At 60.8% G+C, this 16,279-nt stretch carries 16 protein-coding genes; 14 read left to right on the forward strand and 2 right to left on the reverse strand.

What is annotated here, in order from left to right; genetic code table 11:
* Positions 1 to 264 precede the first annotated feature (264 nt).
* Both ASC97_RS17710 and ASC97_RS17715 read right to left on the reverse strand, forming a co-directional pair.
* A complete protein-coding gene (locus ASC97_RS17710) occupies positions 265 to 1,341 on the reverse strand; it encodes a TraB/GumN family protein (RefSeq protein WP_057469674.1) in 1,077 nt (358 codons plus the stop codon).
* Between the two features lie 85 nt (positions 1,342 to 1,426).
* Complete coding sequence (locus ASC97_RS17715) at positions 1,427 to 2,362, reverse strand: tyrosine recombinase XerC (protein ID WP_057469771.1); 936 nt, start codon at positions 2,360 to 2,362, stop codon at positions 1,427 to 1,429.
* A gap of 142 nt (positions 2,363 to 2,504) precedes the next feature.
* On the opposite strand from ASC97_RS17715, the gene ASC97_RS17720 reads away from it, so the two are divergent.
* The 14 genes from ASC97_RS17720 to ASC97_RS17785 all read left to right on the forward strand — a co-directional run bounded on the left by ASC97_RS17720 (position 2,505) and on the right by ASC97_RS17785 (position 16,277).
* The gene (locus ASC97_RS17720; RefSeq protein ID WP_057469675.1) at positions 2,505 to 3,452 is read left to right on the forward strand and encodes a GNAT family N-acetyltransferase; all 948 of its coding nucleotides are present in this window, start codon (positions 2,505 to 2,507) and stop codon (positions 3,450 to 3,452) included.
* Between the two features lie 75 nt (positions 3,453 to 3,527).
* Positions 3,528 to 3,740, forward strand: coding sequence for a hypothetical protein (locus tag ASC97_RS17725; protein ID WP_443216753.1), 213 nt, complete (start codon positions 3,528 to 3,530; stop codon positions 3,738 to 3,740).
* Between the two features lie 57 nt (positions 3,741 to 3,797).
* Positions 3,798 to 6,014: a primosomal protein N' gene (locus tag ASC97_RS17730; RefSeq protein WP_057469677.1), complete on the forward strand. Its 2,217-nt coding sequence runs from the start codon at positions 3,798 to 3,800 to the stop codon at positions 6,012 to 6,014.
* 77 nt (positions 6,015 to 6,091) lie between these two features.
* On the forward strand, positions 6,092 to 6,481 hold the full coding sequence (locus ASC97_RS17735; RefSeq protein ID WP_057469678.1) for an AGROH133_08824 family phage infection protein: 390 nt from the start codon (positions 6,092 to 6,094) through the stop codon (positions 6,479 to 6,481).
* Positions 6,482 to 6,735: 254 nt separating this feature from the next.
* Complete coding sequence (locus ASC97_RS17740) at positions 6,736 to 7,302, forward strand: F0F1 ATP synthase subunit delta (protein WP_082530046.1); 567 nt, start codon at positions 6,736 to 6,738, stop codon at positions 7,300 to 7,302.
* The gene (gene atpA / locus ASC97_RS17745; RefSeq protein WP_057469680.1) at positions 7,302 to 8,831 is read left to right on the forward strand and encodes a F0F1 ATP synthase subunit alpha; all 1,530 of its coding nucleotides are present in this window, start codon (positions 7,302 to 7,304) and stop codon (positions 8,829 to 8,831) included. The genes ASC97_RS17740 and atpA overlap by 1 nt, the downstream gene beginning before the upstream one ends.
* A gap of 26 nt (positions 8,832 to 8,857) precedes the next feature.
* Complete coding sequence (locus tag ASC97_RS17750) at positions 8,858 to 9,742, forward strand: F0F1 ATP synthase subunit gamma (protein WP_057469681.1); 885 nt, start codon at positions 8,858 to 8,860, stop codon at positions 9,740 to 9,742.
* 23 nt (positions 9,743 to 9,765) lie between these two features.
* Entirely contained in the window at positions 9,766 to 11,214 is a 1,449-nt protein-coding gene (gene atpD / locus ASC97_RS17755) for a F0F1 ATP synthase subunit beta (RefSeq protein ID WP_057469682.1), read from the forward strand.
* Between the two features lie 76 nt (positions 11,215 to 11,290).
* Positions 11,291 to 11,698: a F0F1 ATP synthase subunit epsilon gene (locus ASC97_RS17760; protein WP_057469683.1), complete on the forward strand. Its 408-nt coding sequence runs from the start codon at positions 11,291 to 11,293 to the stop codon at positions 11,696 to 11,698.
* Between the two features lie 198 nt (positions 11,699 to 11,896).
* Positions 11,897 to 12,667: an SDR family NAD(P)-dependent oxidoreductase gene (locus ASC97_RS17765; protein WP_057469684.1), complete on the forward strand. Its 771-nt coding sequence runs from the start codon at positions 11,897 to 11,899 to the stop codon at positions 12,665 to 12,667.
* A 106-nt stretch (positions 12,668 to 12,773) separates the two neighbouring features.
* On the forward strand, positions 12,774 to 13,112 hold the full coding sequence (locus tag ASC97_RS17770) for an ArsR/SmtB family transcription factor (protein WP_057469685.1): 339 nt from the start codon (positions 12,774 to 12,776) through the stop codon (positions 13,110 to 13,112).
* Positions 13,113 to 13,182: 70 nt separating this feature from the next.
* Positions 13,183 to 14,076 carry a LysR family transcriptional regulator gene (locus ASC97_RS17775; RefSeq protein ID WP_057469686.1) on the forward strand — a complete coding sequence of 298 codons (894 nt, stop codon included), beginning with the start codon at positions 13,183 to 13,185 and terminating at the stop codon, positions 14,074 to 14,076.
* A 168-nt stretch (positions 14,077 to 14,244) separates the two neighbouring features.
* On the forward strand, positions 14,245 to 14,724 hold the full coding sequence (locus tag ASC97_RS17780; RefSeq protein ID WP_057469687.1) for a formate dehydrogenase subunit gamma: 480 nt from the start codon (positions 14,245 to 14,247) through the stop codon (positions 14,722 to 14,724).
* The gene (locus tag ASC97_RS17785; protein ID WP_057469688.1) at positions 14,721 to 16,277 is read left to right on the forward strand and encodes a formate dehydrogenase beta subunit; all 1,557 of its coding nucleotides are present in this window, start codon (positions 14,721 to 14,723) and stop codon (positions 16,275 to 16,277) included. Before ASC97_RS17780 ends, ASC97_RS17785 begins: the two co-directional genes overlap by 4 nt.
* Positions 16,278 to 16,279: the final 2 nt, after the last annotated feature.

The following is a 16,279-nucleotide window of genomic DNA, read 5'->3' on the forward strand; positions in this document are numbered from 1 at the left end:
CGCACCATCGACGACACATGGCGTCATATCGGCAGGCTGGTCGAAACCATCCAGCCCGCCGAATGCCAAAACTATCTGGAAAATGCTGGATATGGTTCCGTTAAAAGGTGAAACGCTCTAGATTGGCCGCGGTTCGAAAGGACCGCGGCCTTTTTCGTCAAGATGTCCAGCTGCAACTGCCTCCGCCGGACCCCGGAGGGGTATCGAGACGATCGGCACGTTTCCGGTGCTATGGGGGGCAGAGGTCGGCGGTTATAGACGGCACTAGTTCACCGCCGTCACGGTATATCCCTGCTTGCGCAGCAGCTCGATGACGCCGCCTTCGCCGGGCAGGTGCAACGCACCGACCGCCATGAAGACGTTGCCGTTGGCGAGGATCGGGGCGGCGCGCTCGGCCATGACCTTGTTGCGGTCGAGGATGATGCGCTGTTCGAAGGCGGCGTAGTCGCCTTCCTCATCCTTGCCGTCGGGCGAGACGGTCTTCAGCATGGGAATGGTCATGCCGATGTCGCCGGAGAGATAGAGGTCAGTCATGGTTTCCACGACGTCGTTCATCCTCGATCCGAGCGCCAGCGTTTCTATCAGGGATTTCAGGTGGAACTCGGTCGGCAATTCCGCCATCGCCTGCAACTGCTCGGAGAGCGTCTCGAGGCCCTTCACCTGCTTGCCCGATGCAATCGCGTCGGTTGCGATTTTCTGGTCGAGGAACTGGACGCCTTTGGCCTTGCGGGCCATTTCGCAGCCGGGCAGGGCAACCACACTCGAGATCATCCACGGTCGCATGCGCGCGACGGCGGCAAGCGGGATGCCGCGTTGCTTCAAGCCTTCCTCCAGGCGCACGTAGTCGTCGTGCGAGAGAAGTTTTTCGATGGTGGTGCCATCGGTGAACATCGTCAGTTCCGGCTGCATCAGAAGCGCTGCGGATGCTTTCTTTTCGTCCAGGATCTCGTCGGATTCGATGACGATGGTGTCGGCTGCATCGTGCGCCGCTTGCGTACGCGGGGGGAGCGTCAGCACGCGGGGATCGGTGACATGCATACTGCCGAGCAGCCAGGAGGGTTTCACGCCCGCCTTTTCGATCTTCCAGAAGATACCCTTGCCGTTCGGCACTGCGTCCGCTTCCTTGACCGCTTGTGCATAACGCGCCGGATCGTTCTGTTTGAGATCGGTCAGGACATTGCGACCGGAGCAGCTATCGTCGCCGGCTGCCGCCGGCGCGACTGAAAAGAGCACGGTAAGCAAGGTTGCGGCGAGTAGCACATGGAAGGCGGCGATCAGCCAGAGCAGGACATTGCCCAGCGATGCGATGTGCTGACTGCGGTGGCCGATAGAGATCGTCATGATGGTGTTCCGGTCACGATAAACTAGGCTCAAGCTCTACGCTCTGCGTGCGCATATTCCTTTAAGAGAAGGCGTTAACAAAAGATTACGCCCTCGGGTGGGCACGGTCGTACACTTCAAGCAGCCGTGAGGAATCCACACCTGTGTAGACCTGCGTGGTCGACAGACTGGCGTGGCCGAGCAGTTCCTGAATCGTCCGGAGATCGCCCCCGCCGGCCAGCAGGTGGGTTGCGAAGGAATGTCGCAGCGCATGGGGTGTCGCCGTTTCAGGCAGGCCGAAGGCGCTGCGCATCTTCTGCATGGTGCGCTGGATGATCGCTGCCTGCAGCTTGCCGCCACGGGCGCCGCGAAAGAGTGGCTGCGTCGCCTCCAGGTGATATGGGCAGAGGGAACGGTATCTTTCGACAGCGTCGAAGACGACCGAGAGCAACGGCACCAGCCGGGTCTTGTTGCCCTTGCCGACGATGCGCAACATTGTCGCACCGGCCCGCAGGTCGCCGGGCGTCAGGTCGAGAGCTTCCGATATGCGCAGGCCGCAGCCGTAGAGGAGCGTCATGACAGCCGCATCGCGTGCGGCAATCCAGGGTTCCTCGTGGAGCTGCGCTTCGTCGCTGACGACGGTGATCGCCTGTCTGTCGGAAAGTGGCTTCGGCAATGACTTCGGCTGCTTGGGCGAGCGTACGGCGCCCGCGCCGGCGGCGTTCACCAGGCCCTTCTTTTCGAGGTAACGCAAGAGTGAACGCAGGCCAGCGAGGTTCCGGCCGAGCGATCGCGCTCCAGAACCTTCCTTGCGGCGTGCCGCCAGAAAGGCGCGGAAATCGGCCGGACGCAGTGCCTGAATATCCCTCAGAGTGGAAGGACCGGCGAGGTGGCCTGTCAGAAAGGCCAGAAATTGGCGCGTATCGCGCTCATAAGCAGTGAGCGTGTGTTCGGAAAGGCGCCTTTCGCTGGCGAGGTTCTGCAGCCAGGCGGCGCGTTCGGCCATCAGGTGCGCGTCGGCGATAATCAGGAGTTCGTTCACATCTGCGGCCCTTGAATTTGCCATTCCGGCGGCCAATTCTGGAGCACGGACAGTTATGGAATTGCTAATACCGGCCAAGTGCTTGTCATGCTTCCCCTATAATAGTTGCAACAACTGACCATCCAACGACGCAGGATCTTGTATGGCACACCGCCAGCCGATGACGGCATTCGGACAATTCGCGGAAGCGATCGCACTGGTCTCGCAAGGCAAACCCGGACACATCGTCGATACCCTCATTGCTGAACGCGGCCAGAGGATCGTGCACAACCCGTCGTGGCCCCTGTTGCGGCCATTTCTCTATACTCTGCTGCGCTATAACAGGGCGGTCAAGTTCGCCAACGATCTCGCCAACATGCCGGGCTTCGCGTGCTTCGAGTATATGAGCGACCTTTTGAAACTCGAAATCGTTGTCAGCCACGCAGAACGCATACCGGCAACCGGCGGTTTTCTTCTGGTGAGCAACCATCCGACCGGGATTGCCGACGGTGTGGCGGTGTTCGACCTTCTCAAGAGCCGGCGGCCGGACATGATGCTCTTTGCCAACCGTGATGCCGTCCGCGTCAATCCGCGCTTTGCCGAGGTGATCATCCCTGTCGAGTGGCGTGAGGAGTACAAGAGCAAGCTCAAGACGCGCGAGACGCTGCTCCTGACCAATCAAGCCGTTCGGGAAGGGAAGGCGACGATACTCTTCCCCTCCGGTCGCATCGCCTACTGGGCGAGCGGACGGCTGAATGAGCGGCCTTGGAAAACGTCCGCCGTCGGGCTGGCCCGCAAGTACAATCTGCCGATTCTTCCCGTCCACGTGACAGCGCGAAACTCAGGCCTCTTCTACTGGTTTGCGAAGTGGTCGACGGAGCTGCGGGACATGACCGTCTTTCACGAGCTTTTGAACAAGCGCGGCGATCGTTTCGATTTCGTGATCGGCGACCTGATCCCAGCGGAGCATCTGGACGGCGACATAAACGATGTCACCAATGCGCTCGAGAACCATACCGTCCATGATCTCAACGCCAATGCCGACGCACAATTCCAGCCGGTGGTGCAGCCGGTTGAGAAGGAGCCGGTCGGAGCCCATTCATTTCGTTGAATGGATAGGGTAAAGCGGGGCATGCTGCTCCGCTCGATATTTGCCCAGAATTGCCGATCGCTCCGATCGATCCGCATGGATTTGCCAGACACCACCGCCGACATGATCGCCGAGGCCTCGAAGACGAGCGAGGTCTGGATCGTCACCCACTCAGCGCAACTGGCCGAAGGCGTCCGCGAACGCTACGGCGTGAGGCAGCGAACGGTGATTCGCGACAACGGCGCGACATGGATAGAAGGGATGCGACTGACGGGTGTCATAGCCGGCGAGAGCGATGACGAAGATTAGACGGGCGAGGTTGTCGCGGGTTCCATTTCGTGGCTGTTGGAGGCATGGTCTCGCCCGATGAGCACAGATTCGTCCGATCTCTTCGGAGCCCTGTTTGAGACACCACCGGCGAGCCGCACGGTTGCGGTGCTCGTGCCGATGCCGGCGCCGAAGCCCTATTCCTACGCGGTGCCGGATGGCATGGCGGTCGAGCCGGGTTCCGTCGTGCAGGTGCCCCTCGGGCCGAGGCAGGTGATCGGCGTCGTCTGGGACGGTGGGGACGAGGGTGTCGACCCGAAGAAGCTACGGCCCATCAGCCATGTCTTCGATTGCCCGCCGCTCTCCAGGGAAATGCGCGACTTCATAGACTGGGTTGCGAGCTACACGTTATCGCCGCCCGGGCTCGTGGCACGCATGGCGCTGCGTGCGCCGAACGCTTTCGAGCCGGAGCCGATGGTGGAGGGCTTGCGCTTTGTGGGCGGCGAACCGGAGCGGATGACGCCGGCGCGCGGTCGCGTGCTTGACATTGCCGGCGATGGCCTGTCGTGGACGCGAAGCGGGCTTGCCCATGCAGCCGGCGTGTCGACGAGTGTCGTCGACGGCCTGGTGAGCCTGGGTGTCTTCGAAACGGTATTCCTGTCGCCGCCGCCTGTTGTCGCAAAGCCGGATCCTGATTTTATCACTTCGCGGCTCGAGGGGCCGCAGAAGGAAGCGGCCGAAGAGATACTGGGCGAAGTCCGAAAGGGCGAATTTGCGGTGTCGCTGATCGACGGCGTCACCGGTTCAGGCAAGACCGAAGTGTATTTCGAGGCAATTGCGGAGACGTTGAAGCAAGGCAAGCAGGTGCTGATCCTGTTGCCGGAAATCGCACTCACGGCGAGCTTCCTGGAGCGGTTCCAGGATCGCTTCGGCGCCAAGCCCGCCGAATGGCACTCCGATCTTGCGCCGCGCATGCGCGAAAAAGTGTGGCGGCAGGCGGTCACCGGTGAGGTGCGCGTCGTGGCCGGCGCGCGTTCGGCGCTGTTTCTGCCGTTCGAGGACCTCGGCCTGCTCATCGTCGACGAAGAGCACGATCCTGCCTACAAGCAGGAGGACCGCGTTTTCTACAATGCCCGCGACATGGCTGTGGTGCGCGGGCGGATAGGCGACTTTCCGGTGGTGCTCGTCTCGGCCACACCGTCTGTCGAAAGCCAGGTCAACGGCCAGAGCGGCCGCTATACCACTATTCATCTGCCGACGCGCTTCGGCGATGCGGCACTTCCCGACCTGCACCTGATCGACATGCGCCGGCACGCGCCGGAGCGGGGCGGCTTTCTCTCGCCGGTGCTTGTGCGGGCGATCGGCAAGACGGTCGAGAAGAAGCAGCAGGCCCTGTTGTTCCTCAACAGGCGCGGCTATGCGCCGCTGACGCTCTGCCGGGTCTGCGGCCATCGTTTCCAGTGCCCCCAATGCTCGAGCTGGCTCGTCGAGCACCGCTTCAAGAGGCAATTGCAGTGCCACCAGTGCGGTCACAACGAGCGGACGCCGGAAGCTTGCCCGGAATGCGGCACACTCGATCACCTCGTCGCATGCGGCCCCGGCGTCGAGCGGATCGCCGAGGAGGTCGAACGCCATTTTCCGGATGCGCGCACGATCGTGCTCTCCTCCGACATCATGGGCGGCGTCAAGCGGCTGCGGCTGGAGCTCGACGCGATCGCCAAGGGTGAGGCCGATATTGTGATCGGCACGCAGCTGGTCGCAAAGGGGCATAATTTTCCACTGATGACGCTGGTCGGCATCGTCGACGCCGATCTCGGGCTTGCGAACGGCGACCCGCGCGCTGCCGAAAGGACGTTTCAGCTTCTGTCGCAGGTCACCGGCCGCGCCGGGCGAACCGGCCTCAAGAGCCACGGCCTGCTGCAGACCTATCAGCCGCAGCATCCTGTCATGCAGGCGATCGTCTCGGGCGATGCCGGCGCTTTCTACGAGCGCGAGATCGCCGAGCGGGAACGCGCCATCCTGCCGCCGTTTGGGAGGCTCGCGTCGATCATCGTCTCGGCGGAGACCCGCCACGACGCGGAAACCCACGCCCGCGGGATGCGCAATGCCGCGCCGCAGGTGACGGGTATTTCGGTGCTTGGCCCTGCCGAGGCGCCGCTGGCACTGGTTCGCGGACGCCATCGGTTCCGCCTGCTGGTGCACGGACGCCGGAACTCCGACATGCAGGGCTTTCTGCGCGCCATGCTGTCGCAGGCGCCGAAAGAGCGGGGCTCTGTCCACGTCCAGCTCGATATCGATCCGCAAAGCTTCCTGTAGATCAGGCATGGCAAGGCGTTTGCGGGATTTCCCAATCGTGCCATAAGAAACCATAGGGCATGATTTGAGGTCGATCTATGGAATTGTATTTCCCCGAAGAACTGGGCGAGCAACTGGCTTTTTGTGCAGCTGCTTTTGTGGCGCTTGCGGGCTTTGTGATAATGTTCGCGCCAGGCTACGCGATGCGCGTTTTCGGCCTCCAGCCAAGAGAAGGGAGGCGTGACGGGTATGCCGAGCAGCGCTCGATGGGCGGTGCGTATCTCGCGCTTGGCCTTGCTCCAATATTGCTTGCGCAGCCGAATATCTATTTGGTCGTTGGTGCCGTGTTTGCGATGGCTGCCTTTGCCCGCATAGTTTCACTGCTTTCCGATAAGGGGGGTACGATTCTCAACTATTTACTTCTGGTTGTACAAATCGTTCTCGCCGCGCTTCCGCTCGGTTACGTTTTTGGTTTCTTTTCAGCGTGACTTGTGTGGATATCGGGCGGGTTCCCAGCCCGTCCTCGAAGCTTTCCGCATTTTTGCGTCAGAAAACGATGCTAAAGCCGTATTCGGGCATTACGCGTGTTGCGAGTCCGGAGATCCTATGTTAGACGGACCCCGAATTTCGGAAGAAGCAAGAGGCTTCTCTTGCGATTTCTGGGGGAAATCATAACGAATTCAGGAATTTAGATCAGGCGCCCGCCGGAAGCCGGATTCTTGGATTGAAATCAGGGAAATTTGTGCCCGTGGCAGACACGTCCCAGCTAACATCTGGTGTTGCAGAACGATATGCCTCGTCGCTGTTTGAACTGGCGCTCGAGCAAGGTGCGGTCAAGACAGTGACTGCCGATCTCGACCGGTTCCAGGCGATGCTGGACGAGAGCGACGATCTGAAGCGTTTCGTTTCGAGCCCGGTTTTCTCGGCCGACGATCAACTGAAGGCGATCGTTGCGATTAGCGAGAAGGCCGGCATCAGCGGCTTCTTCGCAAACTTTTTGAAGGTCGTGGCGCGTAACCGCCGCCTCTTTGCCCTTCCGGGCATGATCAAGGCCTTCCGCATCATCGCTGCCAAGCAGCGTGGTGAGATTTCTGCCGAGGTTACCTCGGCCCATGCGCTCGATGCAGCGCAGGAAACCGAATTGAAGGCGGCGCTCAAGAGCGTCACCGGCAAAGACGTGGCGATTGCCGTCACGGTCGACCCGTCCATTCTTGGCGGCTTGATCGTGAAGGTCGGGTCCCGTCAGATTGATACGTCTCTTCGTACCAAACTCTCTACCCTTAAGCTTGCATTGAAAGAGGTTGGCTGATGGATATCCGCGCCGCGGAAATTTCCGCAATTCTCAAAGATCAGATTAAAAATTTCGGCAAAGAGGCAGAAGTCTCGGAAGTCGGTCAGGTGCTCTCCGTCGGTGACGGTATCGCTCGCGTTTACGGTCTGGACAATGTCCAGGCAGGCGAGATGGTCGAGTTCCCGGGCGGCATCCGTGGCATGGCGCTGAACCTTGAGTCCGATAACGTCGGTGTTGTTATTTTCGGCTCCGACCGTGACATCAAGGAAGGCGACACCGTTAAGCGGACCGGCGCAATCGTTGACGTTCCGGTTGGTCCCGAACTGCTTGGCCGTGTTGTCGATGCTCTTGGAAACCCGATCGACGGCAAGGGCCCGATCAATGCGACGCGTCGTTCGCGCGTCGACATCAAGGCTCCTGGCATCATCCCGCGCAAGTCGGTTCATGAGCCGATGTCGACCGGCCTCAAGGCCATCGACGCGCTCATCCCGGTCGGCCGTGGCCAGCGCGAACTCGTCATCGGCGACCGCCAGACCGGCAAGACCGCGATCATTCTGGACGCGATCCTGAACCAGAAGGCGATCCACGACAACGGCCCGGACAGCGAAAAACTGTACTGCGTCTACGTCGCTATCGGCCAGAAGCGTTCGACGGTTGCCCAGTTCGTCAAGGTTCTCGAAGAACGCGGCGCTCTGAAGTACTCGATCATCGTTGCTGCGACGGCTTCCGATCCGGCTCCGATGCAGTACCTGGCTCCGTTTGCCGGCTGCACCATGGGCGAATACTTCCGTGACAACGGACAGCATGCGCTGATCGGTTATGACGACCTGTCCAAGCAGGCTGTCGCTTACCGCCAGATGTCGCTGTTGTTGCGCCGTCCGCCGGGCCGCGAAGCATACCCGGGCGACGTCTTCTATCTGCATTCGCGTCTTCTCGAGCGCGCTGCAAAGCTCTCCGACGAAAAGGGCGCTGGTTCGCTGACGGCTCTGCCGGTCATCGAAACGCAGGGCAACGACGTTTCGGCGTTCATCCCGACCAACGTGATCTCGATCACCGACGGTCAGATCTTCCTCGAAACCGACCTGTTCTATCAGGGTATCCGCCCGGCTGTTAACGTCGGTCTGTCGGTTTCGCGCGTCGGTTCCGCCGCGCAGATCAAGGCGATGAAGCAGGTTGCCGGCTCGATCAAGGGTGAACTCGCCCAGTATCGTGAAATGGCTGCCTTCGCGCAGTTCGGTTCGGACCTTGACGCTGCAACACAGCGCCTGCTGAACCGTGGTGCTCGCCTGACCGAGCTTCTCAAGCAGCCGCAGTTCTCGCCGCTGAAGACGGAAGAACAGGTCGCGGTGATCTTCGCCGGCGTCAATGGCTACCTCGACAAGGTTGCGGTCGCTCAGGTCGGCAAGTTCGAACAGGGCCTGTTGTCATATCTCCGCTCGGAAGGCTCTGCCATCCTCGACACGATCCGCACGGAAAAGGCAATCAGCGACGATACGAAGGGCAAGCTCACAGCTGCCATCGATAGCTTCGCGAAGTCTTTCTCGTAATCGGACCCAGTTAGGACGGATAACGGATGCCTTCACTTAAGGATCTGAAAAACCGGATCGCCTCCGTCAAGGCGACGCAGAAGATCACCAAGGCGATGAAAATGGTCGCCGCGGCGAAGCTTCGGCGTGCGCAGGAGGCGGCCGAAGCCGCCCGGCCGTATTCGCAGCGTATGGGTGCGGTTTTGGCGAACATCGCCAACGCCGTCACCGATGCGGACGGTGCGCCGCTGCTGATGACCGGGACCGGCAAGGCCCAGGTTCATCTGCTGGTGGTCTGCACTGCGGAACGCGGCCTTTGCGGCGGCTTCAACTCGCAGATCTCGCGTTTTGCGCGCGACCATGCCCGCAAGCTTCTCGCTGAAGGCAAGACGGTGAAGATCTTCACCGTCGGCAAAAAGGGCTACGACGTTCTGCGTCGCGAATTCGCCTCGCTCATCGTCGAGCGCAAGGAACTTCGCGATGTGAAGCGTGTCGGTTTCGACAATGCGGACCAGATCGGCAAGCGCATCCTCGAGATGTTCGAAGCCGGGGAGTTCGACGTCTGCACGCTGTTCTACTCCGAGTTCAAGTCGGTCATCTCGCAGATTCCGACAGCTCAGCAACTCATTCCGGCTTCGGCTCCGACAGTCGTTTCCCAGGATGAGGCGCATGCAGGTGCGGTCTATGAATACGAGCCGGATCCGGCATCGATCCTGAACGATCTGATCCCGCGCAACATTTCGGTCCAGATCTTCCGCGCGCTCCTCGAGAACGTCGCTGGTGAAATGGGCGCCAAGATGAGCGCCATGGACAATGCGACGCGTAACGCCGGTGAGATGATCAATAAACTGACGCTCAGCTACAACCGTCAGCGTCAGGCGCAGATCACCAAGGAACTCATTGAAATCATTTCGGGCGCGGAAGCGCTCTGAGGTTAGGGAAAGAGGGTAAGAAGATGGCTAAGGCAGCTACCCCCAAGACGACTGCGGCAGGCTCTGCCGGCAAGGTCACGCAGGTTATCGGCGCCGTCGTTGACGTTGCTTTCGAAGGCGAACTGCCGGCGATTTTGAACGCGCTCGAAACGACGAACACGGGCAACCGCCTGGTTCTCGAAGTCGCGCAGCACCTGGGTGAAAACGTCGTCCGCACGATCGCCATGGACTCGACCGAAGGTCTGGTTCGCGGTCAGGCGGTGACGGACACCGGTGCTCCGATCTCCGTTCCGGTCGGTCCGGAAACGCTCGGCCGCATTATGAACGTCATCGGCGAGCCGGTTGACGAAGCAGGCCCGCTGGTCACCGCTTCCAGGCGCTCCATCCACCAGGACGCTCCGGCTTACGTCGAGCAGTCCACGGAATCGCAGATCCTCGTCACCGGCATCAAGGTCGTCGATCTCCTGGCGCCCTACGCCAAGGGCGGCAAGATCGGCCTGTTCGGCGGCGCCGGTGTCGGCAAGACCGTTCTCATCATGGAATTGATCAACAACGTCGCCAAGGCGCACGGTGGTTTCTCGGTATTCGCCGGCGTGGGTGAACGTACCCGCGAAGGCAACGACCTTTACCACGAAATGATCGAATCCGGCGTCAACAAGCACGGTGGCGGCGAAGGCTCCAAGGCTGCGCTGGTTTACGGCCAGATGAACGAACCGCCGGGCGCACGCGCACGCGTTGCCCTGACCGGTCTGACGGTTGCCGAAAACTTCCGCGACCAGGGCCAGGACGTCCTGTTCTTCGTCGACAACATCTTCCGCTTTACGCAGGCAGGTTCCGAAGTGTCGGCTCTGCTCGGCCGCATTCCTTCGGCCGTTGGCTATCAGCCGACGCTTGCCACTGATATGGGCCAGATGCAGGAGCGCATCACCACGACGACGACGGGCTCGATTACCTCGGTTCAGGCCATTTACGTCCCTGCCGACGACTTGACCGACCCGGCTCCGGCAACATCGTTCGCCCACTTGGACGCGACGACCGTTCTGTCTCGCTCGATCGCCGAAAAGGGTATCTACCCGGCCGTCGACCCGCTCGATTCGACCTCGCGCATGCTCGACCCGCTGGTCGTCGGCGAAGAGCACTACGAGATTGCCCGTAAGGTTCAGTCGACACTGCAGCGCTACAAGTCCCTGCAGGACATCATTGCGATCCTGGGCATGGACGAACTGTCTGAAGAGGACAAGCTCTCCGTCGCCCGCGCCCGCAAGATCGAGCGCTTCCTGTCGCAGCCGTTCTTTGTTGCCGAAGTCTTCACCGGTTCGCCAGGCAAGCTGGTTGCACTCGAAGACACGATCAAGGGCTTCAAGGGCCTCGTCAACGGCGACTATGACCACCTGCCGGAAGCTGCCTTCTATATGGTCGGCTCGATGGAAGAGGCTGTCGAAAAGGCCAAGAAGCTCTCTGCAGCGGCTTGATGCATTCACTTACGGCGCGCTGGATCGCCCAAGCGCGCCGTCTCTCGTTTCAAAGACAATCAAGAAGTGAAACGTCATGGCTGACAATTTCAATTTTGAACTCGTATCTCCGGAGCGTCTGCTCCTGTCGGAGATGGTGACCGAAGTTGTCATTCCGGCAACCGAGGGCGAGATGACCGTCATGGCGCACCACGCCCCGACGATGACAACCATCAAGCCGGGCATCGTCAGTGTTCGCTCCGCCAGCGGCGCCAAGCAGGACTATGTCGTTTTCGGCGGTTTTGCAGACATCCTGCCAACCGGCTGCACGCTGCTTGCCGAATCGGCGGTCGCCGTCGAGGACATGCAGAAGGATGAGCTGACGCGTCGAATCGACGCCGCGAAGAGCGAGCTGGAAGACAGCCAGCATCACGAGCACAAGTCGCAGCTCGAACGCCTGATCTTGGAGCTCACGCATCTGCGCGGTGTCATCCAGCAGGACTGATTGCATCAGACACAGAGACTTCATTGAAGCGGCCACTTGGCCGCTTTTTTGTTGGCACGCCTGCGTGCGTACCGCTGCGCGTCCGCTTTGATTCTCCGTCTCGCAGTCGTCAGATCGGTCGCGGTGAAGGTAGAGATTGCTCCATCGCGTATACTGTCTAAATTGGCAGTGTGTGATCCGCCCACCGAAGGAGGGGATATGTTTCATCCAAGGTTGTTTGAAAATCGCAATGTCGTGGTGACAGGTGCCGGCAGGGGAATCGGCCTTGAGGTGGCGCGGCAGTTTCTCGATTGCGGGGCGAGAGTCCTCGTTCACGTTGGTCGAGCCAAGGATCGTGCTCTTCCCGACTTTCTGCTGACGGCGGAGGAGGACCGGCGGGCATTCCTGATTCCGGCCGATTTTTCGTCCGGCAGAGAGACGCTTGAATTTGCTGCAAAGGCGCTGACGGTGTTCGACAGCCTGCACGTGCTGGTCAACAATGCTGGAACCATGTTTGGGCGTTTTCCGGCCGATACGCTTACCGACGAACAATACGGGTCGATTGTCCAGCTGAACCAGACCTCAGTCGTCGAGTTGACGCGGGCATTGCTGCCGGCGCTGAGAGCGGCGCAGGGCGCCGCCATCGTCAACACCGTGTCGATCTCCGCGCTGACCGGAGGAAGCCCGGGCTCGGCGATCTATTCGGCATCCAAGGCGTTCGTGGCAACCTACTCGAAGGCTCTGGCAAGGGAACTCGCGCCGGACGGAATACGCGTCAATTGTGTTTCGCCCGGAACCATCGAGACCGATTTTCATCAACGCTATTCCTCGCCGGAGAAGCTGGAGCAGACCCGCAAGAGCATACCGCTCCAACGGTTGGGCACGGCTGAGGATTGTGCTCCTGCATATCTCTTCCTGGCTGCCCCATCTCTTTCCGGTTACGTCACCGGGCAGACGCTCGAGATCAACGGTGGCCAGTTGATCTGCTGACGGGCGTGACTTTTTTTGGCATTTTAGGAAATCCAAACAATCGTCTTCCACGTATATGTTATTCTGATGGTTCGCTTTTCGATATTTATGCAACTAGAGATTCAGAATGCATTTGCCCACACCAAGGTCTGGTATGGCCGATCAGGAACTTCAGATGTTTTCAAGGAGGGCACGCGAGGCGAGTGATCTCCTGAAGGCACTTGCTCATCACACGCGACTGCTCATTCTCTGCATTCTCGCGGAGGAGGAAAAGACAGTCGGCGAGATGGAAGATATCCTCGGCATCCAGCAGGCGATGGTATCGCAGCAGCTTGCGCGGCTGCGGCTGGAAGGCCTGGTCGCAACGCGTCGCGAAGGCCGCCTGATCTACTATCGCGTGAGCAAACCGGCAACAATCTCGTTTCTCGGATCCCTCTTCGTCATGGTGCCGCCAGCGCAGGATTAATCTCGGGACTTGCGAAACGCCAGTTCTCCGGCGCAAATGAGCGCACGCCGTGGTTCGGCGCGGAGGCCGAATGATCGATAAGCTGGAATTCTTCATCGCGCTTGCCAATGAGAAGCACTTCGGTCGCGCGGCAGAGGAATGCGGCGTCTCGCAACCCACCCTTTCCGCGGCCATCCGCCAACTGGAAGATCAGCTCGGCGTCATGCTCGTCAGCCGGGGATCGCGCTTCCAGGGGCTGACGCCAGAGGGCCAACGGGTGCTCGAATGGGCGCGGCGAATCGTGGGAGATACCCGCACCATGCGCGAGGAAATGCGCGCGGCGCGCAAAGGGCTCTCCGGCCATATCAAGATTGCAGTCATTCCAACGGCGCTCGCGATGCTGCCGCGCATCACGACGCCGTTTCAGGAGCGGCATCCGGATGTGACCTTCTCCATCATGTCGCGCAACTCGCTGCAGGTTCTGAGTATGCTGGAAAACCTGGAAATCGATGCAGGCATCACCTACCTGGAGAACGAGCCGCTCGGCCGGGTCACCAGCGTGCCGCTCTATGCCGAGCACTACAATCTCATCACCGCCTCCGGCAGCCCCTTGTCCGATCGAGACAGCGTCACCTGGAAGGAAGTCGGCGATCTTAGGCTTTGTCTATTGACCGCCGACATGCAGAATCGACGGATTATCAATAAACTCCTTGAGCAGGCGGGTGCGACCGCCCATCCGACGCTCGAGTCGAATTCGATGATCGTGCTCTTCTCGCATGTGAGAACCGGGCGTTGGGCCAGCATCATGCCGCGCAATGTGGCCAAATCCTTCGGGTTTCCTGCGGAAATCCGCATGATCCCGATCGTCGAGCCGCAGGTGCACCATGTCGTGGGCCTGGTCGCAACCCATCGCGAGCCATTCACACCGCTGGTCTCGGCCTTGCTGCATGAGGCGCGAATTCTCGCAGCGGCGACACACGATTGATAGGAATTTCCTATCGTCTGACGGAACAGCCGTATTGATCGCTTCGCGCTTCCCTGAGAAGGTTCTATAATGAACGCACGCTAGCGGTTCCGTCGGCCACAGGTTTCGGAAGAAAGCCCGCCTGCCCAACCGGTTCCGCGCAATGTGCAGGCCGTGGGAGGGCTGCTGATGAATATTCATATCGCCAAGGGCGATGTCCCGACACGCACCCGCGCTATCGTTGACAATCTCAAGGCGCTCGAAGGTCCGCTGCTGCCGATCCTGCACGAGATCCAGGCGGAGTTCGGCTATGTCCCGCAGGAGGCGCTTCCCGTGATCGCCAACGAGCTCAACCTATCGCGCGCCGAAGTGCACGGCGTCGTCACCTTCTACCACGACTATCGCGATCATCCGGCCGGTCGGCATGTGCTGAAGCTCTGTCGCGCCGAGGCCTGCCAGTCAATGGGTGGAGATGCTCTGGCGGAGCGCGCCAAGCATATGCTCGGTGTCGACTGGCACGGGACGACGCCCGACGGTGCGATCACGCTTGAGCCCGTCTTCTGTCTCGGGCTCTGTTCATGCTCGCCGTCTGCGATGATGGACGGCGAGGTGCATGGCCGGGTCGATGCCGAGGACCTGGAAGCTTTGATCTCGGAGGCACGCCGATGACCGGGAGGATCTATGTTCCGCGCGACGCCGCAGCGCTGGCGCTCGGGGCCGAAAACGTGGCGAAGGCAATTGCCCAGGAGATTGTCGCCCGCGGTCTCGATGCGAAGATCGTGCGCAACGGCTCGCGCGGAATGCACTGGCTGGAGCCATTGGTCGAAATCGAAGTGGCGGGCAAACGGATCGGCTATGGACCGGTCAAGGCGAGGGATGTCGGTGCGCTGTTCGATGCCGGCCTGATGTCTGGCGGCGACCACCCGCTCTGTCTGGGCGTCGTCGAGGAACTGCCGTTCCTCAAGCGGCAGACGCGCCTGACATTCGCCCGCTGTGGCATCACCGATCCGCTGTCCCTTGATGACTATGAGGCGCATGGCGGCCTGGCTGGGCTTCGGCGCGCCATCTCAATGCTGCCCGCCGACGTCGTGAGGGAAGTCACCGATTCCGGCCTGCGCGGACGCGGCGGTGCCGGTTTTCCCACGGGCATCAAGTGGAAGACCGTGCTCGATGCGCCGGGCGCACGCAAATACATCGTCTGCAACGCCGACGAGGGAGACAGCGGCACCTTTGCCGACCGGATGATCATGGAGGGCGATCCCTTTGTGCTGATCGAGGGCATGGCGATTGCGGGGCTTGCCACCAGCGCGACCAAGGGGTTCGTCTACACACGCTCCGAGTATCCGCATGCGATTGCGGCCATGGGCAGGGCAATCGATATTGCGAGAAGTGCCGGGATACTCGGGCTATCCGTCCTCGGCTCGGGCAGGGCTTTCGATATGGAGGTTCGAACCGGTGCCGGCGCCTATGTCTGCGGTGAGGAAACAGCGTTGCTGAACAGCCTTGAAGGCAAGCGCGGCATCGTGCGCGCCAAGCCCCCACTGCCGGCGCACAAGGGTCTGTTCGACTGTCCCACCGTCATCAACAACGTGATTTCTCTGGCCTCCGTGCCTGTGATCATGGAAAAGGGCGCGGCCTACTATCGCGATTTCGGCATGGGCCGGTCGCGCGGCACGATCCCGCTGCAGATTGCCGGCAACGTCAAGTATGCCGGGTTGTTCGAAACTGCGTTCGGCGTTTCGCTCGGCGAGATCGTCGATGAGATCGGCGGTGGAACGGCATCCGGCCGGCCGGTCAAGGCCGTGCAGGTTGGGGGCCCGCTCGGAGCCTATTTCCCGCGCACGCTGTTCGACACGCCTTTCGATTACGAGGCCTTTGCGGCCCGGGACGGGCTGATCGGCCACGCCGGCATCGTCGTTTTCGACGACCGCGCCGACATGCTGAAGCAAGCGCGTTTCGCGATGGAGTTCTGCGCCGTCGAAAGCTGCGGGAAGTGCACCCCCTGTCGCATCGGCTCGACGCGCGGCGTCGAAACCGCCGACAAGATCGCGCAAGGTATCGAGCCGCAGAAGAACCGCGAACTGCTCGCCGACCTCTGCAATACCATGAAATTCGGGTCGCTCTGCGCGCTCGGCGGTTTTACGCCCTATCCCGTGATGAGCGCCATGACGCATTTCCCCGATGATTTCGCGCCCACCCCCCTTATCGAAGCGGCGGAGTAAGA

Source organism: Rhizobium sp. Root1203, from assembly GCF_001424945.1.
Classification (GTDB): domain Bacteria; phylum Pseudomonadota; class Alphaproteobacteria; order Rhizobiales; family Rhizobiaceae; genus Rhizobium.